The following is a 25,172-nucleotide window of genomic DNA, read 5'->3' on the forward strand; positions in this document are numbered from 1 at the left end:
TGCACTGCGTGCAGCTTCCCCAGGGAGGAGGCGGCGACGCAGTCGCCCCTCCAGGGGCGCGGGGAACTGCGCGAGAAGCCCCACCGGCCCGCAGACGAACACGCACGGTCGTGCCCCGATAGGGGCGCGGGGAACTGCGCAACCTGTGCTGCAAGCGGCCTCCGCCGGAGAACTCCCTACCCCGCGCCGGTCACATGTGGCTGCCGCCGTCGATACGAACCTCCGTACCGGTGATGAAGTAACCGTCGTGCGAAGCGAGCATGGCGACGACGGCGGCGACGGCGTCAGGACCGGCGAAGTTGAAGTCGCCCTGCCCGACCTGAAGCATCGGCGCGGTCTTCTGGAAGAGGGACATGTCGGCGTCGGCGGGCAGCCCGGGCCCCACGGACTGCTTGGCCTGGCCGGAGCCGTCGGTCATGCCGGAGGAGATGGAGCCGGGCTGCACGGCGGTGAACCGGATGCCGCGCTTGCTGAACTCCATGGCGAGGGCGTGGGTCATCGACTGGATGCCGCCCTTGGAGGCCGCGTAGGCCGCCATGTAGGGGTGGGCGAAGTTCTGGGCGGTGGAGGAGAAGTTGACCACGGCCGGCTCGTGGCCTTCGAGGAGCGCCGGGATCGACTCGCGGATCATCAGGAACGTGCCGGTGAGGTTGATCTGGATGACCTGGTTGAAGTCGGCCAGGGAGAACTCTTCGCTGTGGCCGGAGCGCAGGATGCCCGCCGCGTTGACGAGGACGTCGAGCCCGCCGAGCGTCTTGACGGCCTCGGCGACGCCCGCCTTGACGGAGTCCTCGTCGCCGATGTTGACGACGAGCGTGGTCAGCCGGTCGGCGGCGGCGCCCGCCTTGGTGACGGTGTCCTTGAGGCCGGCCTCGCTGACGTCGGCGGCGACGACGGTGCCGCCCTCTTCCAGCAGGCGCAGGACCGTGGCCTGGCCGATGCCGGAGCCCGCGCCGGTGATGAGTGCGCGGCGTCCTTCGTAGCGGTTCATGTCGTCTCCCTGAGTTGCTAGGTGCGGCGTTGCGGCTTCACCGTACGCCTGGATGGCACGTTTTGCCATAACGGCGTTACGTGCCAGTTTCTTCCCGCGCGGGCTACGCTTCCCCCGTGACCGAGCCCAGGACCACCCCCGCCGCCCCCACCGCCGCCGCCCCGCTGTCGCTGACCGAGCGCCGCAAGGCCGCGACGCAGCTGGACATCGCGCGCGCGGCGGTCGCGCTGTTCACCGAGAAGGGGCCCGACGCCACGACGGCCGAGGAGATCGCCGGCAGCGCGGGGGTGGCGCTGCGCACCTTCTACCGCTACTTCCGCAGCAAGCAGGACGCGGTCGGCCCGCTCCTCGCGGCGGGCGGCGACCGCTGGCGCGAGCTGCTGGCGGCGGCCGACCCGGCGACCGGCCTGGCCGCCGCCCTGGAGTCGGCGGCCGTCGAGGCGCTGACCCCGCGCGACGAGGAGGCCGAGCAGGGCCTGCGGCTCACCCGGGGCCTGCTGTGCGCGGCGCGGGAGGACGCGGCGCTGCGGGCCGTCTGGTACCGGGTCAACCAGGAGTCCGAGGAGAAGCTGCTGCCCGTGATCGCGCGGCTCGCCGGGCCCGGCGCGGACGAACTGGAACTCCGGCTGACCGCCGCCGCGGCCACCGACGCGATCCGCGTGGCGCTGGAGGTGTGGGCCGCCACGGACGCGCCCGCGACCGGCGCCGGCTCCCCCGCCGCGCTCGTGACCCGCGCGCTGCGTCACCTCCCTGCCACAGCCGGCGCCTGACCCTCCGCACCCTCGGGGGCGTGCGCCCCGGGGCGCATCGCCATGGCCCCGCGTGCCCCCGTGCCGCCCCGACGCGCGTCTGTGTTCGCCCGCCCCGCGCCCTACCCTCGATCCGGACCGCACGTAGAGGTATCCCGGGCAGCAGCAGGGGGCATCACGCCCCCAGCCGTCATCCGTCCAACCGCCGGAGGCACTGTGCACGCGGACGTCGTGATCGTCGGGGCCGGGGTCGCGGGACTCTCGGTCGCCCAGCACCTGACCAGGGCGGGCCTCAACTGCCTGGTCCTGGAAGCCGCTTCGGACATCGGCGGCCGCATGTCCACCGAGAAGGTCGACGGGTTCCGCCTCGACCGGACGGGCCGGCCGCTGTCCACCGCCTACCCCGAACTGCGCCGCACACCCGGGCTCGAAGGTCTCGTGCTGCGCCGGTTCGCCCCGGGCGTGCTCGTGCACAGCGAGGGCCGCCATCACCGCGCCGGGGAGCCCGCCCGTCCCCGGCGCACGAGGGGCGCACTCACCACCGCGCGCGCCCTGGCGAGCGCCCCGCGTCCGCAGCGCGGGGTACGGCCGCCGCTGGGCGGGCCCGTGGACCACGCCCGGCTCGGCGTGGCGCTCGCCCGGCTGGCCGCGACACCGCCGCGCAAGCTGCTCGCGCGGCCCGAACTCCCTCTGGACCGCGCCCTGTTGGCGCACGGCCTGCCGCCCAGGACGCTGCATGGTTTCGTACGTCCCCTGCTGTCGGCGCTGCTGTGCGACCCGGGCCTCGTCTCGTCCAGCCGGTGCGCGGATCTGGCGTTGCACGCGTACGCGGCCGGGCGGCTCGCGCTGCCGGAGGGCGGGGCGGAGACGGTGCCTCGGCTCCTCGCGGCGGGGCTGCCGGCCGGGACCGTACGGACCGGGGTGCGGGTCACCGGGGTCGCCGCGGACGCGGTCGGCACCGTCGGGCTCGGACGCGTCACGTGCCGGGGGGTCGTGCTGGCGACGGACGCGGTGGCGGCGGCGGAGTTGCTGCCGGGGCTGCGGGTGCCGGCGTTCCATCCGGTGACGGTGGTGCATCACGCGGTGGCCCGGCCGCCGCTCGCGGAACCGGCGTTGCTGCTCGATGCCGACCGGCTCGGGCCCGTCGCGCACACGGCCGTCGTCAGCCAGGTCGATCCCACGCGGGCGCCTGCGGGGCGGGCGCTCGTCTCGTCCACGGTGCTCGGGGCGCCGCCCGGGGAGCGGGAGTTGCGGGCGCAGCTCGCCGCGCTCTACGGCACGTCCACCGGGGACTGGGAGACCCTCTCCGTACGGCATGACGCTCACGCGGTGCCCGCGATGCCGGCGCCGCATGATCCTCGGCGGGCGGTTCGGGTGCTGCACGGGCTGTATGTGTGCGGGGGGCACCGGGAGGGCGGGTCCTTGCAGGGGGCGTTGCACTCTGCTCGGCGGGCGGCTCGGGAAGTTCTGGCGGATCTGGGGGTGCGGGGGGCTGCCGCGGTGGTGCCGGCGCCTTCGCCTCCGGCGCGCTTGCACTCCGCGGCGTGAACGGTCCCCTATTGACCGCGCCCGCTCCCGAGGACAGATCCGGGGGCGGGCGCCACCACCTCCGGTGCCCTGCACGCCTTCATCTGGGCCGGGGCAAAACCCCCTTCGCACAGTTCCCCGCGCCCCTGCGGTGAGTGGGCGGCACCGCCCGGCACAGATCCTCAACTCTCGCCGTGGCCACTCGCACAGTTCCCCGCGCCCCTAGGTAGGTGGGTGGCTCCGGCAGATGGGTTACCTCGACATCCGTCGTGGCTGATCGCGCAGTTCCTCGCGCCCCTGGGTGCGTGGGTGGCCCCGGCCGGTGGGGATCCTCGACTCTCGTCGTGGTTGCTCGCGCAGTTCCCCGCGCCCCTGGGTGCGTGGGTGGCTCCGGCCGGTGGGGATCCTCGACTTTCGTCGTGGTTGCTCGCGCAGTTCCCCGCGCCCCTGAGGGAGCGGGGCTTCGCCCCAGCTCCCCAGGGGAGGAGGTGGCGACGCAGTCGCCCCTCCAGGGGCGCGGGGAACTGCGCGACCAGCCACCACCCGCCGAAAGACGAACAACCACATCCAGGGGCAGCGCCCCGTCAGGGGCGCGGGGAACTGCGCGAGACGCCCCACCGGCCGGTAGACGACGAACCACGGGCAAGGCCACCCACCCAGGGGCGCGGGGAACTGCGCGGGCGGTGATTGCAGGCGGCCCGCGCCTATGGGCTCGCCGGCCCTCTACGTGAGCGCCGCGATCTTGTCGCGGTACGTACGAACCGGCCCCGCATCGCGATACGGCTCGAGCCGCCGCTCGAACTCCCGCACATACTCATGCGCCCGCACCGACCTCATATCCGCCGCGGCGACAGCCGCCTCCGCCCCCAGCGCACACGCCGAGTCCAACTCCCCCAGCGCCAGCCGCGCGGACGCCAGCACCACCCGGCAGAACAGCCGGCTCCGCGCGAACCCGGGCGCCCGCAGCCGCAACGACCGCTCCGCGTGCTGCGCGGCGGCCCGGTACTGCTGAAGATCCCGGTGGCAGTGCCCGAACTCGTCCGCGAGCTGCGCCTCGTCGAAGAACCGCGCCCAGGCCGGCACCTCGTCCCCCGCCCGCGCGCTCTCCAGCGCCCGTTCGGCCCGTACGAGCGACGCGGTGCAGGACCGTACCTCCCCGAGCACCCCGTGCCCGCGCGCCTCCACCGCGTGGAGCAGCGCCTGCACCGCCGGCGGCCCCGCCGCGCCCACCCCCTGCTGGGCGACGCGCGCGAGCTGGACGGCCTCGCGCCCGTGCCCGAGGTAGACGGCCTGGCGGCTCATGGTGACGAGGACGTAGGACCCGTACATGCGGTCCCCGGCGGCCTGCGACAGCCGCAGCGCCTGGACGAAGTAGCGCTGCGCGAGCCCGTGCGCGGCGATGTCGTACGAGGTCCAGCCGGCGAGCCGGGTGAGGTCGGCGACGGCGGCGAAGAGGCGGCGCCCGGCCTGCTCGCCGTAACTGCCGCGCAGCATGGGCTCGGCCTCGTGCTCCAGGTAGCGCACGAGGGCCTGGCGGGCGTGGCCGCCGCCGTAGGCGTGGTCGAGGGAGCGGAACAGTTCGCCGACCGAGCGCAGCGCGGCGATGTCCCCGCCGGACACCCGCAGCCCCGGCCCGCGCTCGCTCTGGGCGCGCTGGCGGGGCAGCCCGGCCCGGCTCTGGACGGGGATGCGGACCGGGATCTCGCCGCGGGCGACGCGCTCGTCGGGCCGCCCGATGAGCCAGTCGCGGCTGGGCACGACGAGCCCGGCCGGGGTGAAGGCGATCTTGCGGAGTTCCGCGTGGCTGCCGGAGTCCTTGCGCCACAGGCCACTGACGATGTCGATGGCCTCGTCGGGCGACGCGGCGAACTCCAGTCCCGCGTACACGGGCGCGCAGGCGTCGAGCCCGAGGTCCTGGGCGGAGAGCCGCCGGCCGAGGCGCCGCGTGAAGACCTCCGCGATGAGCGCGGGCGTGGTGCCGCGCGGCTGCTGGCCGCGCAGCCAGCGGGTCACGGAGGTCTTGTCGTAGCGCAGGTCGAGACCGTGCTCGACCCCCAGCTGGGCGACGCGGCGCGCCAGCCCGGCGTTGGAGAATCCCGCCTCCGCGATGAGCGCGGCGAGCTGGCGGTTCGGTGTGCGCTGCGGAGGTCGGTCCGTCATCAGCTCTGCGGTCTCCTGCCTTCCGGGCCGGGGTGCAGCCCTCATGGAACGGCGTGAATGTAGCGGCGCCGCCCGGGCAGGTCGCGGCCTTCGCCCCGCCTTCATCCGATCGTGTGACGAACGCCGGGCGCGGCTGGACATCACCCCCGGCCGGGGACTCAGGCGCGGCCCCGGAGGGGCCCCGGTCCGGAGGCTGCCTCCGGACCGGCCTACGATGCTTGTGCGCTACATCCGGAAGGTTCCTCACGTGCCGCACATCGCTCTCGACTACACCGACCGTCTCGCCGGCACCGTCGACGTACCCGCCCTCGTGGCCGAACTCCACCCGCTCGTCGTGGAGCGGGTCGCCTCGGTCGGCGTCGGCAAGACCTTCGCGCGCCCCTCGGTGACGTACGTGGACGGGCTGGCCGCGCCCTTCGTCCATGTGGAGGTCGCCCTGCTGCCGGGCCGCCCGCAGGAGGTGAAGGACGCGCTCGCCGAGGACGTCCTCGCCCTGCTCGACAAGCACGTCTCGGCGGTCCCGGGCGTGACCTGCTCGGTCGAGGTCCGCGACCTGGACCGCTCCTACCGCCTCTTCCCCACGCACGGCGGCCACTGAGCCGGCCCGTCCGGTACGGCCACTGAGCCGGCCCGTCCGGTACGGCCACTGAGCCGGCCCGTCCGGTACGGCCACTGAGCCGGCCCGTCCGGTACGGGGGCGCCGCTCGCCCCCTCGTCGGGGCCGGGCGGGGGCGCCGTACAGTGGGCGGGGCGCGACAGGTGAACGGAGCAGGGTGAGGGAGGCTTGCCGTGAGTGAGTTCCGGTTCGTCCGGATGGGGTTCGGCGCGGACATGGTGGAGTACCAGGCCGCCTGGGACGAGCAGCGCCGCGTGCACGCCGCCCGGTTCGCCGACGAGATCCCCGACACCTGTCTGCTCCTGGAGCACCCCCCGGTCTACACCGCAGGACGCCGTACGGCCCCGGAGGAGCGTCCGCTGGACGGCACCCCCGTGATCGACGTGGACCGCGGCGGCAAGATCACCTGGCACGGCCCGGGCCAGCTCGTCGGCTACCCGATCCAGAAGCTGCCGCGCCCCGTCGACGTCGTCGCCCACCTGCGGCGCCTGGAGGACGCCATGATCGCGGTCTGCGCCGACTTCGGCATCGAGGCCGCGCGCGTGGAGGGCCGGGCCGGGGTGTGGGTGCTGGGCGACCCGATCGAGCGCCGGGCGGACCTCGGGGGCCTGTCCCTCGACTTCGACCCGCGGCTGAGCAGCACGGACGAGGAGTTCGACCACCGTCTGGTGGGCCCGCAGTACGCGCCGTCCAACGCCGGGCAGCGGCACGAGGACCGCAAGATCTGCGCCATGGGCATCCGCGTCGCCAAGGGCGTCACGATGCACGGCTTCGCGCTGAACGTGAACCCGGACACCTCGAACTTCGACAAGATCATCCCGTGCGGCATCCGGGACGCGGGCGTCACCTCGCTCTCGTACGAGCTGGGGCGCGAGGTCACCATCGACGAGGTGCTGCCGGTCGCGGAGAAGCACCTGCGCGAGGTCCTGGGCAACGCGGAGCTGCGCCCGCGCGTCATCGAGAAGACCCCCGGGGCATCCGGGGCACCCGGCGCCGCGCCTGTGTCCGGGGAGCCGGCCGGGGCCGCGTCCGGAGAACCCGTCGGGTCCGCGTCCGCCTGACCGCCCCGCCGCGCGGACCGGCACCGGGAGCCGTCCGCCGGCCTTCCCCGCCGCCGGCCGCCGGAATAGCGCCCTCGGGCCAGAGGTTGGCCACGCGTGAGGGCCATGCATGTCACGGGCGTACCCTGAGGTACGCCGAGGAATCAAAGCTTTAGGGAGCCGGTCGTGTCCGCAGTCGCACCCGACGGACGCAAGATGCTGCGCCTGGAGGTCCGCAACGCTCAGACCCCCATCGAGCGCAAGCCCGAGTGGATCAAGACCCGGGCGAAAATGGGCCCCGAGTACACGAAGATGCAGAACCTCGTGAAGTCCGAGGGCCTGCACACGGTCTGCCAGGAGGCGGGCTGCCCCAACATCTACGAGTGCTGGGAGGACCGCGAGGCCACGTTCCTCATCGGCGGTGACCAGTGCACGCGCCGCTGCGACTTCTGCCAGATCGACACCGGCAAGCCCGAGGCGCTCGACCGCGACGAGCCGCGCCGCGTCGGCGAGTCCGTCGTCACGATGGACCTGAACTACGCCACGATCACCGGCGTCGCCCGCGACGACCTGGAGGACGGCGGCGCCTGGCTGTACGCGGAGACCGTCCGCCAGATCCACGCGCAGACCGCCGACCGCGCCGAGGGCCGCACCAAGGTCGAACTCCTCGCCCCCGACTTCAACGCGGTGCCCGAGCAGCTCGCCGAGGTCTTCTCCTCGCGCCCCGAGGTCTTCGCGCACAACGTCGAGACGGTTCCGCGCATCTTCAAGCGCATCCGCCCCGGCTTCCGCTACGAGCGCTCCCTCAAGGTCATCACCGAGGCGCGCGAGGTCGGCCTGGTCACCAAGTCGAACCTCATCCTCGGCATGGGCGAGACCCGCGAGGAGGTCTCCGAGGCGCTGCGCCAGCTGCACGACGCGGGCTGCGAGCTGATCACCATCACGCAGTACCTGCGCCCGTCCGTGCGGCACCACCCCGTCGAGCGCTGGGTCAAGCCGGACGAGTTCGTGGAGCTGAAGGACGAGGCCGAGCAGATCGGCTTCTCCGGCGTCATGTCGGGCCCGCTGGTCCGCTCCTCGTACCGGGCCGGTCGCCTGTACCAGATGGCGGTCGAGAAGCGCGGCTCGTACGTGGCTTCGCAGGCGGTCTGAGCGCGGGGCTCACCGCCCGCGCCGGCGGCCCGCTGCCGAGGGGCTCTCCTTGGGCGGCGGTTGTGTGCGGGCTGTGAACGTGTGAATTCACGCACAAGGAATTACCGGTCAGTAATGGCCGAAGGGGTGCGGCCCCGGACGTCCTCGCAGCTAGGCGGGGCGGCCGGGGCCGCGTCGTCGTCCGGCGGGGGCCGGGGGCCGCGCACCGAGGCTTCATGGGCGTTTGACCGTCCGGACACGGGCTGGTAACACCAATCAGTGACCCTGAAATCACGCCTCGTGCACACCGATCCACTTTCCTTGCCCGAGTCCGACGCCGTGTTCCGCTCCCGAGGGGGGACCTCCACGATGCAGGCCGCGCCCGTTCGCGCCACCGCCATACCGACGTTCACCGACGCGCTGCGCGCCGTCGAGTCGCTGCTCATGAGCGGCGGCCAGCGCACCGCCCGGCGCAACGCGTGGACCTCCGTCCTGGAGGACCGCCGCCGCGCCAAGGACCGCGTGGAGGCCGAGCGCGTCCTGGAGTCCGTCGCGTCCGAGGGCTGACCGCGCCCGCAGCCCGCGCCGCACCTCTGTCCCGCCCGCGCGCCCTCGTGTCGTACGACGGTGCTGCTGTACAGGCGACGCGCCCGGCCACGTAGACTCATGGGCATGGCGAGGAAGGAACCTGCAGCGGACGCTGCGAACTCCGGGCGACTCAAGCAGATCGCTCTGACCTACAAGATGACCCGCAAGGCCGATCCGAAGATCGGTCTTGTACTCGCGGCTGTGGGAATCGTCACCCTTGGTGTCTTCCTTGCGATCGGTTTTCTGCTCGGGCACCCCATCTATCTCGGCATCCTCGGCCTCCTGCTCGCCTTCCTGGCGATGGCGATCGTCTTCGGACGCCGGGCCGAGCGGGCCGCCTTCGGGCAGATGGAGGGCCAGCCGGGTGCGGCGGCGGCCGTCCTCGACAACGTCGGGCGCGGCTGGACCACGACCCCGGCGGTGGCGATGAACCGCAGCCAGGACGTCGTGCACCGCGCCGTCGGCAAGGCGGGCATCGTGCTCGTCGCCGAGGGCAACCCGAACCGGGTGAAGTCGCTGCTCGCGGCCGAGAAGAAGAAGATGGCGCGGATCGTGTCGGACGTGCCGGTGCACGACATCCTCGTGGGCAACGGTGAGGGGCAGACGCCGCTCAAGAAGCTCCGCACGACGATGTTGAAGCTGCCGCGCGTGCTCACGGGGCCGCAGGTGACCGCGACGAACGACCGGCTTCGGGCCATGGGGGACCTGATGTCGAACATGCCGTTGCCCAAGGGGCCCATGCCGAAGGGGATGCGGATGCCCAAGGGTGGCGGGGGGCGCATGCGCTGACGTTCCTCTGTACGGCCACCAAAAGGCGCCCTGGGCCTCGAGCCCCGGGGCGCCTTTTCCCGTTCGCGCGGGGGGGCGCCGGTTCCTCGTCCTCGACTCCGTCGTGGCTGCTCGCGCAGTTCCCCGCGCCCCTGGAGGGGCGACTACGTCGCCACCTCCCCCCTGGGGAAGCTGGGGCGAAGCCCCGCTTCTCAGGGGCGCGGGGAACTGCGCGAGAAGCCCCACGCACCCGCAGATGAGCACGCACGGTAGTGCCCCGATAGGGGCGCGGGGAACTGCGCGACCTCAGCTACAAGCAGCCTCCGCCGGAGAACTCCCCAGGGGCGCGGGGACTGCGCGAGGCGGCTCTCAGCGCCCGCGCGCAAGACGCCCGCCCCCACGGCGTCAGCCGTCAGAGCCGGACTTCCACCGACCGCGCAAGCCGATCGTGCAGCCCCCGCCCGTCCCGGTCCCAGACAAGCGCCGGCACCGCCAGACAGAGCAGCACCGTCCGCAGGAGGACCCGCCCGAACCCGAGCCTCCCGCCCCCTTCGGCAACCACCCGCAACCCGAACAGCCGCTTGCCCGGAGTGCACCCGATCGTCCCCACGGTGAGCACCCCGAGCACGAAGAAGATGAGCAGCGCCCAGTTGCTCGTAGCCTGGTTGTAGCCGTGCGTGACAAGCCCGTATGCGATCAGCAGACACAGCGCCCAGTCGACGGCGATCGCCAGCAGCCGGCGCCCCGGACGGGCGATGGAGCCGGGCCCCTGCTCGGGCAGCCCCAGCCGCTCACCGCGGTATCCGAAGTCCGCACCGGACTGCTCCAGCGCCTCGCGGGGCCCGGACAGCCACGACCCCATTGCTTCCCTGTTGTCCACGCATCCACGGTACTGCGCGCCCCGCGAACCGCCCCCGCGCCCCCCGCTCCGGTTAACTTCGGCGAAACAAATGGGTCATGCTGGAGAAATCCCGTCTGCCTATGGTCGGGTCCGAGCGTGTGCCACCGCACTGGCCGCACGACCGAGCTGCAAACCCCGCCCCTCCCCGGGTGGGAGGAGGAGGAGTTGGATGTTCCAGAACGCCGATGACGCCAAGAAGTTCATGGCGGACGAGGACGTCAAGTTCGTCGACGTACGGTTCTGCGACCTCCCGGGCGTGATGCAGCACTTCACGATCCCGGCGGCGGCGTTCGACCCGGACGAGGAGCTGGCCTTCGACGGCTCGTCCATCCGCGGCTTCCAGGCGATCCACGAGTCGGACATGTCGCTGCGCGCGGACCTGTCGACGGCCCGCGTCGACCCGTTCCGCCGGGACAAGACCGTCAACATCAACTTCTTCATCCACGACCCGATCACGGGCGAGCAGTACAGCCGTGACCCGCGCAACGTGGCGAAGAAGGCCGAGGCGTACCTCGCCTCCACCGGCATCGCCGACACCGCCTTCTTCGGCCCGGAGGCGGAGTTCTACGTCTTCGACTCGGTCCGCTTCGAGACCTCCGCGAACCGTTCGCTGTACGAGATCGACTCCGAGGCCGGCGCGTGGAACACGGGCGCCGTCGAGAACAACCGCGGCTACAAGGTCCGCTACAAGGGCGGCTACTTCCCGGCCCCGCCGGTCGACCACTTCGCCGACCTGCGCGCCGAGATCTCCCTGGAGCTGGACCGCCAGGGCCTCCAGGTCGAGCGCCAGCACCACGAGGTGGGCACCGCGGGCCAGGCCGAGATCAACTACAAGTTCAACACGCTGCTGGCCGCGGCCGACGACCTGATGCTCTTCAAGTACATCGTGAAGAACGTCGCCTGGCGCAACGGCAAGACCGCGACCTTCATGCCGAAGCCGATCTTCGGTGACAACGGCTCGGGCATGCACGTCCACCAGTCGCTGTGGTCGGGCGGCGAGCCCCTCTTCTACGACGAGCAGGGCTACGCGGGCCTCTCGGACACCGCCCGCTACTACATCGGCGGCATCCTCAAGCACGCCCCGTCGCTGCTGGCCTTCACGAACCCGACGGTGAACTCCTACCACCGCCTGGTCCCGGGCTTCGAGGCGCCGGTCAACCTCGTGTACTCGCAGCGCAACCGCTCCGCCGCGATGCGCATCCCGATCACGGGCTCGAACCCGAAGGCCAAGCGCGTCGAGTTCCGCGCCCCTGACCCGTCCTCGAACCCGTACCTGGCGTTCTCGGCGCTGCTCCTCGCGGGCCTCGACGGCGTCAAGAACAAGATCGAGCCGGCCGAGCCGATCGACAAGGACCTGTACGAGCTGGCTCCCGAGGAGCACGCGAACGTCGCCCAGGTCCCGACCTCCCTCCCGGCGGTCCTCGACGCCCTCGAGGCGGACAACGAGTACCTCCAGGCCGGCGGCGTCTTCACGTCCGACCTGATCGAGACGTGGATCGACTACAAGCGCACGAACGAGATCGCCCCCATCCAGCTCCGCCCCCACCCCCACGAGTTCGAGCTCTACTTCGACCTCTAAAGCGCGGGGTCGGGTGAGCTGGGGCTGATCCTCGGATACCCGCTGTGACCTGCTGAAATGCTGCTCAGCAGTCCTCACTGGTCCCAGCTGTTTTCCAGGGTGTTGTGCACCAGGTGTGCACCGGCCACTGCGATACGTGACCCGTCGTCAGGTTTACACGTGAGGCCGCCATCTCCAAAGAAGAGATGGCGGCCTCACGTGTACCTGGGGTCATTCGGAGAGCTTCTTGGTCTCCGAATAATGGGCCAGGTTGGTGACCTGCAGGGATGTTGCCCGCAGGGCGCTGACCTGGCCTTTGGGTGATTGGTGGCGATGGAGTGCGACAATCTCTAGCGGGTGTCTTGCGGACTGTGTGCGGACTGCTCAGCTGTCCTCGTGATCAGCTACTAGGAATCGCCATCGTCGGCGCGTACCGCCATGAGTACCCGCTGCAGTGTGATGACACGTCGATCCCCGTCGAGTCCGGCCTTCTGGGCAAGGTCCAGCAGCGCTTCGAGCTCATCCTGCGCAGCTCGCGGCTGCCCGGCTTCCCATAGCAATTGGGCCCGTCGGTAGCGCAGATCCCAGACTGAGTCGTGGTCCGCTCCGCGTGTATGTGCCCAGCCGTCTGCCACTTCCTTAAAATGCTCGGCGCTTTCCACTGGTTGGTTCACACGGCTTAGGCTCTCACCCAAGTTCTTGCGTGCCATTAGCGTATCTGCATGATCAGATCCCAGTATGCGCGCTCGCCGATTTACCACATCACGGAACCGTGTGATGGCCTCACTGATATTGCCCTTGTTTCCCAGCACCATCGCTAGATTGTGGTTCATCGTGAGGGTTTCCGGGTGGTCGTCTCCGAAGGTTGCGAGACATCCGTCCAGTGCATTGCGATATTCCTCCTCCGCTTCGCCAAACCGTTCTTGGCCAGCCAAGAGGAAGGCAAGGTTTCCCCATATGGACAATGTCTGAGGGTGATTGCAGCCCATAGCGCGAGTGCAACTCGACAGCAGGTCACGGTAAGCGACCTCAGCTTCTGCAGCGGCTCCTCTGTCATCCAGAATGCGAGCCAGTGAGAGCCGCGTGGCAAACGACTGCGGATGTTCGAGTCCAACCCTTCTTTCCTGAATCGCCAGGATCGCGGACTGCTCCTTCTCTGCTTCTTCGAGATTCCCCTGGATGCGCAGCACTACAGCGAGGTTGTGGCGTACCGTCAGCATCAGAGGCTCATCGCCCGAGTGTTTACTTGCTGCGCCTCTGAGGGCCTCGCGGTAGACCTCTTCCGCTTCTTCGAGTTTCCCGCAGTCCTTGAGGGCAACCCCGAGAGTATTGCGGGCAGAAACCGCGTCTGTATGGGCGGGACCAGAGCGACGGAGCTCTTCCCTCACGATCTCCCGCAGCTGATCGATAGCCTCCGGCGCCCTTCCGCGTGCGTGTAGCACAGCCAATAGATCGTGCTGGATGTCAAGGCGCTGTCCGTCGTTCTGCGGCAGCATGCTTAGTGCATGCTGTAGTTGTTTCTCGGCTTCGGAGAGGCTTCCCTGCTGCAGAAGGAGAGCGCCGAGAGAAGCACGGATACTGGCGACGTTCCGGTGCGACTCGCCGAGCACATGCTGCTGAAGATTGAGGACTTCACGCATCTCAGACACTGCGTCGTTCGTCCGACCGATGCGCCCCAGAGCCATAGCCCAGGCGAGGCGCGCATTGAGTGTGACTGGATGGCGAGTGCCGTGGCGTGCAGTAGCTGCCTCAAGAATCGATCTGTACTCCGATTCTGACTGGGTCAGCTCGCCCATGGATCGCAGTGCTGCGGCATGACTGTCACGGCCGATCAGCACATTGGGGTGGTCATCGATGAGTTGTCTTCTTTGTGCATCGGTGAGTTCAGCAAAGATTGCCGCAGCGCTCTTTGCATCGAGTTCCCCGTGTCGCATTTGAAGCACAGCCAGGATGTGGCGCGCATCGAGTGTTTCGGGGTGGTCCGGCCCCAAGATGCGGGTGCGCGCGTCCAGCACCGTCCGGATCTCGGCTTCCGCCTCGGCGAACTTCTGGCGCAGAACAAGAGCCGATGCCAGGTTCGCGCGGGTTATCAACGTGGATGGATGCTCGGCCCCGAGAGCCTCTTCTTCCAGCTGGAGCACTTGGCGAAAGACTTCCTCGGCACGCTTGACATCTCCTTGGTCACGCAGCGAGATCGCGAACTCGTGCTGAGCCTCAAGGACATCAGGGTGTTTCTCTCCTAGCTCTGCACGCAGCCCCTTCAGCACCACTCTTCCCTCGGCGGCTGCATCGTCAAGGCGACCCATACTCCGGATGCAAATTGCACGGGCATGTCGCGAGCGCAATGTCTTGTCAGCTTCCGCACCGAACAGTCGAGTTTCCTGACGGATCACCTCGTCGTACTCGTGCTCAGCCTCGGCTAGCTTCCCTCTCTGTGAAGCCACTCGCGCGCGTTCGTAACGTATGGAGAGAGTAGTCGGGTCAGCTTCCCCAAATCGCTTAATGCACTCCTTGGCGATGCGGTCCAACTCAAACTCGGCGGTTTTTAGATCGCCCATTTCTTTGACTGCGATCGCCCGATGCCGTTGAAGGTTCACTCCGATCCAGGGGTGGGCCGCTGCGAAAATGGAACGCTCCAACGCTTCGTCAGCGAATTTGCAGGCCGTTCCATATTCGCCTCGAAAATGTAGATAAGAAACGGCAACCCCGGCGCAGAGCAACACATCGGTGAGGCGATCGTCAGCGGGAGCATTTGATCGTGGCAAGCGGCTCAGCAGAACCAGCCAGTGCGGCACGAGATCCTGCCAGGCAGGCCACGACCTCGGATCGCGTGGATTCTCCGCATGTGGAGTAGCTGCCACCAGGAGGTCGGCGGCAGAGTCCCACACCTCTTGATAGCCCCGGGGTTCCGAAAGGAGGGGGGCTACCGACACCTCAGCGACCAGCCGATGGATCTGGTACGCGGGTTCCGCCGAGAGCGTGTCGACCCCGATGAGCCCGAACCTGCGTAAGCCGCCGAGAGTCTTCCTGATTGTCCGCGGCGCCAGTTCCTCTGGCCACATCCCTAGGCCAGCAACCGTAGACGGGTTGAGTAAGGAGTTGGGCAGGGGAACAGCTGAGGCGAAGCAAGACAGCAACTGGAGCAGGCCACGGGAGAGACCAGTGCCCTGCCGTTCGAGGAGAGCGAGGGATAGATCCCACGTACCAGCGATGGTTCGACGCGCCTGCTCCTCATCACTGCGTAGATCCCCGTACACACCCTCCGTCGCGTCGTCGAGGAACAGTGGGGAGTCGTCGAGGACACGGACATACTCGGTGAACGTCTGGGCTTCGGCCAACGGATCGCCGTGAGCCATCGCTAGGTAAGTGCCGGCCAGGTGCAGTGCGAGCGGTAGGGAGCCCAGCCGGTCAGCCAGAGACCAAGCGGAATCTGTACCCCCCGCTTGAGGGGCGAGTTCCTGGAGGACCTGGCCTGCGAATTTGGTCTCCAGGACATCAAGTTGGTGGAACCGGGCAATCTTGTCGCCCCACGACCGCTTGTCACCGTCACGCGTGGTAACCAGAACACCGTGTGACATGCCGAGCGGGGGTTTAACCCAGCCAGTACCGTCGCCCAAGGCGGCACCCGGGCAGGACAGAACGTCGAGATCATCGGCATCATCAAAGACCAGCAGCCACGGGCGGTCCATGTTCGCCAAGTGGCGCCACACCAGGTCTGCCGCTGGCCGTCCACCCTTTTCCCAGGCGTGAGCTACATGCTCGGCTGAGGCGCCCGCGAGGAGGGCCGCGTGCCGCATCCCGTCGGCAACAGCAGCTGAGGATCCGGCCTGGATCCAGAAGATCTCGGCGCCAGCTTGTTTGGCCCGCTCGGCCGCACTTAGGGCGACCGTAGTCTTTCCTACTCCGCCCATCCCGGAAAGTACTTGAATACGAGGATCTTCCATAGGCCGTGTGAGGGCTGTGAGCATACTGTCACGGCCCAGCACTGCCTCCGGGAGCCTGCCGAACGGAGCCTCTACCGAGCCAAGAGCGAGCATCTCTTGGGCAGAAGTGGGCTGTTTTTCTTTCTGAGACCCATCGTTGACGAAGATATTCCACACACCGCCGTGGAGGTTCCCATTTACAAAGGTTCCCTGACCTTCGTTGCGCTGTTCACGCGGTTGCCCCTCAGACACCGCTCATCACAACCTTCCCCGAGGGTTGGATTTCAGAGTTTCTACTGCGTCGAGGAGCCTCGGCAGTACCTTTTCGAGCTTGTTTGCTGCAGTCGAAAGTAACTGCGCGGAGTCCGGGAGGGTAATTCGTTCGAGGGTTGCTACTGCGCTCGCAAGTAGTTCCGCAGAGTCGGCGATGTTAAATCTATTCGCGGTGATAGCGATCGCCTCGGCAGCCTGCGAGTTCGACACGCTGTGGATCGCAGTGTCGGCAAGTAGTCGGGCCAGCGCGGGCGAAGTCTTGGCGATGACCTTCAGATGTTCCTTGGTCTCTTCGTTTAGCTGCTCGTAGTGGTTGTGAACTCCACCGTGGAGGTCATGCCCCACGAACGTCCCTGGCCCGGTGTTGTGCTGCGAGCGAGGATCGAACCCTGAAATTCCAGTTGTCGCGGTCACTGAGAGCCGCCGCCGTAGGTGTTGTGAATGCCCCCGATAACCGTTCCGTTGACGAACGTTCCTGACCCAGAGTTGTGCTGACTTCTGGTATTGGAAGTGGCTCCGACCTCGGCGATGGAATCAAGATCAGGGCGTGCTGCCTGGTATCTGTCTACATACTCGGCTAGACGCTGAGCCCACTCCCGCGTGAGCTGCCCTTGGGCACGTGCCAGATCGGCTACTGCCGAGGGGTCGGAGGCGGCCGCGCGAACCCACTCTGCAAGCGTCCGAGCATCGTTGTCGTGGGCATTGAGGGCCAGGGCCTGTTCGTCCTGTGTGCCCCTACGGAAGAGCTGCACGATCCTTGGGCGGATAGCTATCGCTCCACCTGTGAGCATGGACGCAACGATCGTTCCCGCTGCGCCGGTTGCCACCGAGACAAGTTCGGGATCGAGCATGTCTTTGATTCCCCCTGGCTGGATGGTTGTCGTGATCCTGGAGGCAACTTACCGTTGATAAAGGGGGCATGCGCTGTTTATGGACAGTCCACACCAGCTGTACGGAGGGTGGATGACGACTAGCCCCAACCATCGAGAGTGACTTGCTGTCCACCAACGAGGTAGCGGTGGAGTGCGCTCGCGGTGGTTTCCACGAACTCTTCGGGGATGACGTCGGCACCGATCCAGCGGACCTGGGCGTGCTTCCGCGGCTCCCGATTCTCCGGTTCGCCTGACCACTTGTGCGCCGCAAAGACGACGGTGAGGAAGCCATTCGGAGCCTCGACCCCCGAGGCCCCGTGGATGATGTGGGCGACGTTCAGGGCCTCTGGCTTCACGACCAGGCCAGTCTCCTCGTACAGCTCGCGCACCGCGGTCTGTGTGATCGGCTCTCCCGGTTCGCTCTTGCCGACAGGGAGATCCCACATGCCCTGCGCGAACTTGGCGTTCTCGCTGCGCTGCAGCAGCACTACGCGATTGGTGGCCTTGTCATGGACGATGACGGCCGCAACCAGCAGGGTCATCGAGTCAAGTGCGGGCTTGAGGGTTTGGGGGCGGGCGTCGGTCGTCGGCTCAGCCACGGAGTTCCCTTCGTCGGCCTGGTTGTTGGGCATGTTAGGCGAGCGCCTCACGGGCTCGGCGGGCAAGTTCGACGGTGCCGGGCACCTTTCGGCGCTGGTAGATCGCTAGGGGCGAACGTAGGGACGAGATGGCCTTGCGGGTGCGGTCGGACGTCATCCCCTCCATCAGGGTCAGGGATTGGGACCACGCGGCGATTGCCTCGTCGGCGCGGGCCTGGGCCGCGAGGCTGTCGCCCAAGTCGGCGCAGGTGAGGGCGTGGACCCGCTTGTACTGGACCGGGTCCCAGCGGGTGAGTGCGGATCGGTGCTGCACCTCCGTGCCGGGGTGGTCGGCGAGGTCGGTGAGGGTGCGGGCGGTGTGGCTGGCCACGGTGCCGGCAGCCGGGCCGCTGACGCGGGAGTAGCTGGGCTGCGGGCCGTCCTCGCGGAGCAGTGCGTCCTCGGCGGCGAGGAGAGCACGGGCGGCGGCGGGCTTCTCTCCTGTGGCGGCGTACGCGCGGGCGTGGGTGATGTGCCGTACGCCCAGTACGAGTCCCGCGTCCGTAACTACATCATCAAGTCGCTGGGCTCGCTCAAGCTGCGCCAGATCAAGGCGTCCACCGTGCAGACCTGGATCAAGCGTCGTCTCCAGGTGCTCGACGAGACGACTGTCGGCCTGGTGTTCACACACCTCGCATCGATCCTGGCCATGGCTGTGGACGACGACCTGATCGCCAAGAACCCCTGCGAGACCGGCTCAGTGAAGCGGGTGAAGCCCCGGCGATCAAAGAAGGCGGCGAAGGACGTACCACTCTCGTGGGAGCAGACAGACGCCCTGCGCCCCCACCTGCCCGAGCGCTACCAGGCCACGGTCGACTGCGGCCGGGGACTGGGCATGCGGCAGGGCGAGATCTTCGGGTTCAGCCCCGAAGACGTCAACTGGCTGCAGAAGGACAAGGTCGTCCACATCCGCCGCCAGATCACCCACGACCGCGGCACCCTGGTCTTCGCCCCACCGAAGGGTGGCACAGAGGACGACCCCAAGGACCGCTTCGTACCGGTCGGCGATGCACTGACCGCGCTGCTCACCGAGCACATGCGCAAGCACCCGCCGGTTGAGGTCACTTTGCCGTGGATGACCAAGGACGGTGAGCCGGTGTCCGTGCGCCTGGTGTTCACCACGCGCGAGCGCAAGCCGCTGAACAAGAACTACTTCAACTACCTCTGGAAGGCCGCCCTGGAGGCGATCGGCGCGATAACAGCCTTGAACGACAAACCTGTTGGCAAGGGCCGCAAGGGGGAGGAGTGCCGCGACAAGATGATGCACGCCCTACGGCACCTCTTTGCCTCCGAGGCGATCAACGAGGGCGTCGACGTCTACACCCTCGCCGATCTCCTCGGCCACGAGGATCCTGCGTTCACGCTCCGCCGGTACGTCCACAGGGTGACCGGAGCGGTCGAAAAGGCCCGCAAGGCGATCGGCCGACGATATCGAGTCGCTGCGTAGTCCAATCTGCGTCTCATTCACCTTCCCTCAGCGAGGTTCGGCGAAGACAGCCCCCAGCGCCCGCTCATCCCCGACCATGGTTAAGGCCGCCAAGACCCGGAGCACAGTAACAGGGGGATCACATGCGCGTTGAGGTTCGCGTCGAGCCGTCGAACGACGAACTCCGTTCACTGCTCGCCTGGCTTCGTCAGGATCCTGACATCCGTCGGACCGCGACCCTGGAGATGCGCGAGCAGCCACCGCGCAAGGGCGAGATGGGGGCAGTCGCCGACGTTCTGCAGTTGATCACCGAGAACGGGTGGAACGCCGCGAACTTCACTCTGGCGCTTGCTGCTTGGAAGCAGACACGGCCACGAGCCTCTCGCGTCACGGTCCGGCATAACGATCTCATCGACGCCTTGACGGACTGCAGCGATGAACAGATCGAGCGGATCACCCGGCTACTTCGGGAGGACCGGGGAGACGATCAGAGGGGCTCGGCAAGTTGAGCGTGTTTCCGGACGCCGGCGCTACAAAGGCGGTCCTGGTCGGGACGAGCACATACACCTTCCTCGAAGACCTGCCGGCCGTCTCCAACAACCTCAACTCCTTGGCCGAGGTACTCACTGGGCCCACGTCCTGGAATCTCAGCCGAGACGACTGCCACGTGCTCTCCGAACCGACGAATGCGATTGCCGTGATGGACACCCTGCGTGACGCCGGAGATGCAGCTAGGGACACGCTGCTTGTGTACTACGCGGGGCATGGGCTGGTCACACCAGAGGGCGAGCTCTATCTGGGGCTACCCCAATCCAGGCAGCAGCGGGTGGAGACGGGGCTTCAATACAGCTGGTTGCGGGGCGCGTTGTTGGAGGGAAGAGCGGAGCGGACTGTCGTCATACTCGACTGCTGCTACGCGGGCCTGGCCCTGGGAACAATGGGGCCCTCGGATCTGGCCGCCCAAGCCGATGTCGAGGGGACCTACCTTCTCGCCGCAGCCTCGGAGACCCGTCAGGCACTCGCCCCGCCCGGGGAGCCCCACACCGCATTCACTGGCGAGCTTCTCACGATCCTCACTACTGGTATTGCCGGAGGCCCCGAACAGCTCGACCTCGACAGCGTCTTCTTGCAGCTGAGGAAATCCCTCTCTGCGAAGGGGCATCCCGTCCCTCAAGGACGAGAACGTAACAGCAACGGCCAGCTCGCATTGGGCTGGAACCCTGCCTTCAGCCGAGCACCAGTGTCCACCAGCCACCGAGCGGGCTCCGTCGACCTCCGCGCGTGGCCAGATCCGGCAGCCATCCGCAGCGTTGAAGGGTTCATCAACGCATTGGGGCAAGTACGCGTCACCAGTGGCCTCACCCACTCAGCAATCAGCCACCGTTCCGGCGGCCAGATCTCGACCGGAACGGTCAGCACCCTCCTCAACCGCAAGGATCTGCCCAGAACATGGCGGACAACCAGTGTCTATCTGACCGCCTGCGGGCTGCCGGACGAGCAGCTAAACGACTGGCAACTGCGCTGGGAGCAGCTGCGATCGACTCTCGCCACTACAACAGCCCCTGATGCCGAGGAGAAGCAGGCACGGAGAGAGGACACCCGCACTCCGACTACTTGGGGACGAGCTCTCCGACAGCTAACGCGACGGCGACTCCGTGACTGACTGGACCGTCCTCTGAGGTTCCGGCTTCGCCTTGTCACCATCGTCGCCGAAGAGAGAATTCCAAGCAGCGATCAACAAAAGCACACCCACCACAACGACCCAGAATGCCGGCTTCTTAGCCCTTCTGGAGACCGTCGTCGGCTTCACGTAGTGCGCTGCCCGGTAGTAGCCCTTCCTTGTCTGCGCCATGGCGTGCATACCCCCGATTCGTTGCCCAGTACATCAGCTGTGGAGTGTGGCAGAGGTGCTGTTCCGGCAACCATCAGACCGGACACGACGGCCAGATCTAGTCGGCACCTGGCGCTCGTCCGCCCCTTGCCAGCATCCCAACGACCTGAAAGCCGCTGGCATCCCCGTACATCTCGTACGTACGCGCGAAAGGCCGAAGGGTCAACCGCCGCGCTATGCCTTCTTCACTGCTCAGTCGAGGCGTCACCGAGAGGGGCTGGCACTGCATGACCGCTCACCGAGTGCACCAGTGTGCATCTCACGCCCCAGATTCAAGGTATCTGCGCAGGTCAGGACGTATCCCATGCTCTATTCGACATTGAGGGACGCCGCAGGGCAGGGCGGATTTCCGCTCCCCTGGGCCGACGGCCGTGTTCCTTTCACTCTCGCAAGGTACAGCCCACGGCCCTTTCTGCAGGGGCTGTTCAGGCTGCCACCGGAGCCGCACCCTCACCTCGATGGCCCCCCCCGAGGCCGTGTCGAACGCGGCGTCGATGGCCTTGCGCGTGCGGTCCTAACTGTTAGGTATCTGGTGCGTGTCCGTGCGGAGCATGAAGCAGGGGTTCGAGTGCCCGAGGTATATTCGGCAGGGGCCTTGGTGTTCTCGTCGGCGTCCGAGAGCACGCAGCGGCTCACGCGAGGCTGCGTACAGCCGGGTTCGCCAGTCGAATCGTGCAAGGTGCACGAGCCTGGCACGTTCCTCGAATCATCACCACACGAGGCATGGAGCAACGCGAGCCTGCCCCCTGGAAGGTACAGGTCGGGCCAGAAGCCGGTGTGGCAGGCAAGGAGTTTCGAAAAGAGGGTCGCCTGTCGGCTCTTGAGTGGTTCTATTGATGCACGATGGCGTGGACGGAGACGGGCCCACTGTTCAGCTACGCGCCATGGACCTGCTGGGCCCCGTCCGATCCACTTCAGCGAGGCAGGGTCGCCTCATATCGAAGGTGACCCACGATTCTTCGGGGAAGCAGAGCGGGAACTATGGCATCAGTAGAACAGCAAGTGAAGAACGCCGACGCCGTAATCTGCCAGAATCTTGCCAACCCAGTAGGCGACCGAGGCTTCCTCTCGCAGAATGTATTGGGGCAACTTCGGAATCTTGTCGAAGGGCTCGCTGTCTGGGCGCACCTTAACGATGGCTCGTCCGAGTTTCACTACAATCAAGTCGGGCCAGCTCTCGACGCCGTTAAGGCACTCTCCAAGTTCCGCCTTCTGAGTAGATTCCATGGCCTACTCCAGGCCAGCGTCTCGCACTACACCCTGGATCGTGACCCCTCCGAGCGGCTCATGCTGAAGTACTACGAGTACCTACTCCGCACCCGCGACCTCGCAAAGAATCAGCTCGGAATATCTATCCTGCCCAACATCGAAAAGTTCCCGATCGATCTCGATCCCTCATTGCGGGATTACTACGAGAAGATTGCTGGCTGCATCGAACAGGGAAAATCGAAGCTGTCCTCTAGCCCACGTCGCGAGAGGTACTACATTCGCAGCTCGCGACCATTTTTCGTTGCCGGCCGCATCTACTACGAAGTTACGTTTCACCTCGCCCACAACCGGACGAGCAAATTTGATCGAATTATTGGGTTCACCGACATCGACGTCACCGACAAATATGCGGCTAGTCTGGAGCTGTCGAGCGACACGATCGAGGTACTTGGCAAGGAAATGCCGATCACGCTGATCCGCTCTTGGGAGGTGTCAATCCGGCCGTGTGAATTCGACAACTTCGCACGCCTCTTCGACACCTCGCACGGAAAAGTAAGCAGGTCGCATTCCGAGTACCGCAACCTGATGCGGTACCTCACATCAACTCGATCAAGTCTCCTCGATCTTATGGATATGACCGACGCTGCATACGGATCGCTTCGCTCCTGGGCGCTAGTCGGCACTCAGCGAGATGCGGCAATCTTTGCTGTTCTTGACCGCGCTCGGTCACTCATCCGCAACAATCGGCCTGGTTCCCGTCTGCTGCGGTATCTCATGCTGCGGATGAACAACATTGTCATCAAGGCACAGTTCCATGCCGAACAGTGTTCTGCACTCTCCGGGCTGCGCGTATCTTGGGGCTGCAAGCCGTTCGACACGATGCCCTTCTGCACATCACCACGCGGACACAACCCACGCTTTGGGGACCTTGCTGAAAGTCTGGACGCTAGGAATCGGGCTCACGAACTGCTTGCCAGGCGAGTCAGGAGCAATGTCGAGCAGCTCGGTGTGATCTATACGCCGGCAGCTGAGCTGGAAGATCTCGGCGACCTTGACGAGCTGATCGCACGCCACAATCGCATGCTTCCACCCACTGAACGACACGCGCGACGGAAGCTGGCTCAAGCAAATGGACACGTATTCATCGTTGGGTACGAGGACGATACTGTCTCGATCATCAAAAAACTCCAGGAAATCTCTGCTATTGGCGTCCCCCAACACGGCAGTGACGTGCAGACATGGATTGATGCTAACCCCGGCCTCATCGATGACCCTTTGAAGGTTGAGGCCTTGACGAAGTTGTTCGAGCACTCGAAGGTCGCTCTCGTCTACGGTGCGGCAGGTACGGGAAAATCGACAATGGTGAATCACATTGCGAACTACTTCGAAGACGCGAGAAAGCTCTTTCTAGCGCATACCAACCCGGCCGTCGACAATCTAAAGAGACGAGTACAGGCACCGAACACTGAGTTCAGTACGATCAGCAAGCATGTACGCAATGGTATGTCATTCGGAGCAGCGTGTGACGTATTGGTAATCGACGAGTGCAGCACCGTGAGCAACGCAAGCCTGCTCGGAGTGCTCGAGAATACATCCTTCGATCTGCTCGTGCTTGTCGGTGACGTCTACCAGATCGAGTCGATCGAGTTTGGCAACTGGTTCAGCATCATCCGATCGTACCTCCCGAGTGAGTCTGTATTCGAACTCACAGCGCCCTTCAGGACCACCGACCAGAGTCTGCTCACTCTGTGGAGCAGGGTGCGGAATCTGGACGACCACATCGAGGAGTCGCTCTCCAAGAACGGCTACTCGACGGTTCTGGGAGACTCTCTCTTTCAACATCGAAGCGACGACGAGATCGTGCTTTGCCTGAACTATGACGGCCTATATGGCATCAACAACGTTAATCGATTCCTGCAGGCGAGCAACCCGAATCCAGCCGAGACATGGAGCGAGTCCACGTACAAGGTTGGAGACCCAGTACTTTTCAACGAGTCCGATCGGTTCAGCCCAGTCATCTTTAACAACCTGAAGGGAAAGATCGTCAAGATTGATCGCGTGCCCGGACGTATCACTTTCGATGTGAATCTCGAACGGGATATCGCTGAAGACGATGTTCTTTTCACGGGTCTGCGCTGGGTGGAAGGCTCGACTGTCCAGTTCGACGTCTTCGAGCGCGGCGACAGTGACGATGATGACGACTCTGTCACCACCATGGTGCCGTTCCAGATCGCTTACGCCGTATCGATCCACAAGGCGCAGGGCGTTGAGTACGAGTCAGTGAAGGTTGTCATAACGGATGCTAATGAGGAGAGCATCTCCCACAGCATCTTCTACACCGCGATCACACGCGCTCGGGAGCGTCTTGAGGTGTTCTGGACCCCGGAAACACAGCATCGAATCCTGAGCCGTCTAGCCGTGCGCGAAAACACGAAGGACGAGCATCTGATGAAGATCCGCCGAGGTTTGATACCCGTCGAGAAGCGACCGAAGCGTCAAAAGACGCGCCAGCTACCGTAGACGGCGGCGAAGGGCCCATGGACGGCTGGCAGGACCAGCCGGAGGCAGCCGTGATCTGTTCGTTGCGGATCGAGGAACCCGGGCTCCGGGTCACCGCGGCGAGATCCGATAAGCAACGCTCGACGTCACCGCCCATGGGAAGTTCGGCAGGTTCGCTGCGAACCTGCGGTCAGCCGATCCAAGCACGCGGTCAAGATGCCGCGGCATCGAAATACTCGGATCCCACCACCGGTCGGCTGCCCCGGCTGGCCAAGCAGTCCAGACCGTGCTGGCTGCGGTGGGTACCAAGCCGTCACCCGAGGAGATTCCCGGCTTCACTCTGGCCCCGTCCTCGCGAAGTGCACCGCCTGTGCACCGACCTACTCACAGGACAAGCATCACCGCAGGTCAG

20 protein-coding genes and 1 pseudogene are annotated in these 25,172 nt (G+C 66.5%); 12 read left to right on the plus strand and 9 right to left on the minus strand.

Translation table 11 applies throughout. The features are described from left to right. Positions 1-190: 190 nt before the first annotated feature. Entirely contained in the window at positions 191-991 is an 801-nt protein-coding gene (locus ACZ7LY_RS31795) for an SDR family NAD(P)-dependent oxidoreductase (RefSeq protein WP_471628222.1), read from the minus strand. A gap of 116 nt (positions 992-1,107) precedes the next feature. Between ACZ7LY_RS31795 and ACZ7LY_RS31800 the strand changes: the two genes are divergently transcribed. Then, positions 1,108-1,761 (plus strand): TetR family transcriptional regulator, encoded by a 654-nt coding sequence (locus tag ACZ7LY_RS31800; protein WP_471628223.1) that lies wholly within the window; start codon positions 1,108-1,110, stop codon positions 1,759-1,761. A gap of 195 nt (positions 1,762-1,956) precedes the next feature. Further along, the gene (locus ACZ7LY_RS31805; RefSeq protein ID WP_471628224.1) at positions 1,957-3,288 is read left to right on the plus strand and encodes an NAD(P)/FAD-dependent oxidoreductase; all 1,332 of its coding nucleotides are present in this window, start codon (positions 1,957-1,959) and stop codon (positions 3,286-3,288) included. Positions 3,289-3,990: 702 nt separating this feature from the next. Here the strand turns inward: ACZ7LY_RS31805 and ACZ7LY_RS31810 are convergent. Continuing rightward, complete coding sequence (locus tag ACZ7LY_RS31810) at positions 3,991-5,427, minus strand: regulator (RefSeq protein ID WP_471628225.1); 1,437 nt, start codon at positions 5,425-5,427, stop codon at positions 3,991-3,993. Between the two features lie 247 nt (positions 5,428-5,674). Here ACZ7LY_RS31810 and ACZ7LY_RS31815 point away from each other — a divergent pair, with 247 nt between their 5' ends. The 5 genes from ACZ7LY_RS31815 (at position 5,675) to ACZ7LY_RS31835 (ending at position 9,591) form a co-directional block, all read left to right on the plus strand. Next, entirely contained in the window at positions 5,675-6,025 is a 351-nt protein-coding gene (locus tag ACZ7LY_RS31815; protein ID WP_471628226.1) for a 5-carboxymethyl-2-hydroxymuconate Delta-isomerase, read from the plus strand. A 191-nt stretch (positions 6,026-6,216) separates the two neighbouring features. Further along, positions 6,217-7,104: a lipoyl(octanoyl) transferase LipB gene (gene lipB / locus ACZ7LY_RS31820; protein WP_471628227.1), complete on the plus strand. Its 888-nt coding sequence runs from the start codon at positions 6,217-6,219 to the stop codon at positions 7,102-7,104. Positions 7,105-7,269: 165 nt separating this feature from the next. Continuing rightward, positions 7,270-8,235: a lipoyl synthase gene (gene lipA / locus ACZ7LY_RS31825; protein ID WP_471628228.1), complete on the plus strand. Its 966-nt coding sequence runs from the start codon at positions 7,270-7,272 to the stop codon at positions 8,233-8,235. Between the two features lie 348 nt (positions 8,236-8,583). Further along, the gene (locus ACZ7LY_RS31830) at positions 8,584-8,781 is read left to right on the plus strand and encodes an SCO2195 family GlnR-regulated protein (RefSeq protein WP_471628257.1); all 198 of its coding nucleotides are present in this window, start codon (positions 8,584-8,586) and stop codon (positions 8,779-8,781) included. Positions 8,782-8,886: 105 nt separating this feature from the next. Continuing rightward, positions 8,887-9,591, plus strand: a complete 705-nt coding sequence (locus ACZ7LY_RS31835; protein WP_471628229.1) for a DUF4191 domain-containing protein — start codon at positions 8,887-8,889, stop codon at positions 9,589-9,591. 391 nt (positions 9,592-9,982) lie between these two features. On the opposite strand, the gene ACZ7LY_RS31840 is transcribed toward ACZ7LY_RS31835, so the two are convergent. After that, entirely contained in the window at positions 9,983-10,450 is a 468-nt protein-coding gene (locus ACZ7LY_RS31840; RefSeq protein WP_471628230.1) for an RDD family protein, read from the minus strand. A gap of 190 nt (positions 10,451-10,640) precedes the next feature. On the opposite strand from ACZ7LY_RS31840, the gene glnA reads away from it, so the two are divergent. Continuing rightward, the gene (glnA, locus tag ACZ7LY_RS31845) at positions 10,641-12,050 is read left to right on the plus strand and encodes a type I glutamate--ammonia ligase (RefSeq protein ID WP_471628231.1); all 1,410 of its coding nucleotides are present in this window, start codon (positions 10,641-10,643) and stop codon (positions 12,048-12,050) included. A gap of 386 nt (positions 12,051-12,436) precedes the next feature. On the opposite strand, the gene fxsT is transcribed toward glnA, so the two are convergent. From fxsT to ACZ7LY_RS31870, 5 genes and pseudogenes are all read right to left on the minus strand, one after another. Then, complete coding sequence (gene fxsT, locus ACZ7LY_RS31850) at positions 12,437-16,204, minus strand: FxSxx-COOH system tetratricopeptide repeat protein (RefSeq protein ID WP_471628232.1); 3,768 nt, start codon at positions 16,202-16,204, stop codon at positions 12,437-12,439. A 6-nt stretch (positions 16,205-16,210) separates the two neighbouring features. Next, the gene (locus tag ACZ7LY_RS31855) at positions 16,211-16,570 is read right to left on the minus strand and encodes a hypothetical protein (RefSeq protein WP_471628233.1); all 360 of its coding nucleotides are present in this window, start codon (positions 16,568-16,570) and stop codon (positions 16,211-16,213) included. Between the two features lie 65 nt (positions 16,571-16,635). Continuing rightward, positions 16,636-17,076 (minus strand): hypothetical protein, encoded by a 441-nt coding sequence (locus ACZ7LY_RS31860; protein ID WP_471628234.1) that lies wholly within the window; start codon positions 17,074-17,076, stop codon positions 16,636-16,638. A 119-nt stretch (positions 17,077-17,195) separates the two neighbouring features. After that, positions 17,196-17,729 (minus strand): NUDIX domain-containing protein, encoded by a 534-nt coding sequence (locus ACZ7LY_RS31865; protein ID WP_471628235.1) that lies wholly within the window; start codon positions 17,727-17,729, stop codon positions 17,196-17,198. Position 17,730: 1 nt separating this feature from the next. Further along, a pseudogene (locus ACZ7LY_RS31870) lies at positions 17,731-18,210 on the minus strand (tetratricopeptide repeat protein); the annotation flags it as partial. Between ACZ7LY_RS31870 and ACZ7LY_RS31875 the strand changes: the two are divergent. From ACZ7LY_RS31875 to ACZ7LY_RS31885, 3 genes are all read left to right on the plus strand, one after another. Beyond that, complete coding sequence (locus ACZ7LY_RS31875) at positions 18,106-19,182, plus strand: tyrosine-type recombinase/integrase (protein ID WP_471628258.1); 1,077 nt, start codon at positions 18,106-18,108, stop codon at positions 19,180-19,182. The pseudogene ACZ7LY_RS31870 and the gene ACZ7LY_RS31875 overlap by 105 nt on opposite strands. A 122-nt stretch (positions 19,183-19,304) precedes the next feature. Further along, complete coding sequence (locus ACZ7LY_RS31880; protein WP_471628236.1) at positions 19,305-19,670, plus strand: effector-associated constant component EACC1; 366 nt, start codon at positions 19,305-19,307, stop codon at positions 19,668-19,670. Positions 19,671-19,672: 2 nt separating this feature from the next. Next, positions 19,673-20,824 (plus strand): caspase family protein, encoded by a 1,152-nt coding sequence (locus ACZ7LY_RS31885; RefSeq protein ID WP_471628259.1) that lies wholly within the window; start codon positions 19,673-19,675, stop codon positions 20,822-20,824. Between the two features lie 1,215 nt (positions 20,825-22,039). On the opposite strand, the gene ACZ7LY_RS31890 is transcribed toward ACZ7LY_RS31885, so the two are convergent. Next, the gene (locus tag ACZ7LY_RS31890; protein WP_471628237.1) at positions 22,040-22,279 is read right to left on the minus strand and encodes a hypothetical protein; all 240 of its coding nucleotides are present in this window, start codon (positions 22,277-22,279) and stop codon (positions 22,040-22,042) included. Between the two features lie 60 nt (positions 22,280-22,339). On the opposite strand from ACZ7LY_RS31890, the gene ACZ7LY_RS31895 reads away from it, so the two are divergent. Beyond that, positions 22,340-24,781, plus strand: a complete 2,442-nt coding sequence (locus ACZ7LY_RS31895) for an ATP-dependent DNA helicase (RefSeq protein ID WP_471628238.1) — start codon at positions 22,340-22,342, stop codon at positions 24,779-24,781. Positions 24,782-25,172: the final 391 nt, after the last annotated feature.

The sequence above is a fragment of the Streptomyces sp. NPDC107550 genome (assembly GCF_055639095.1).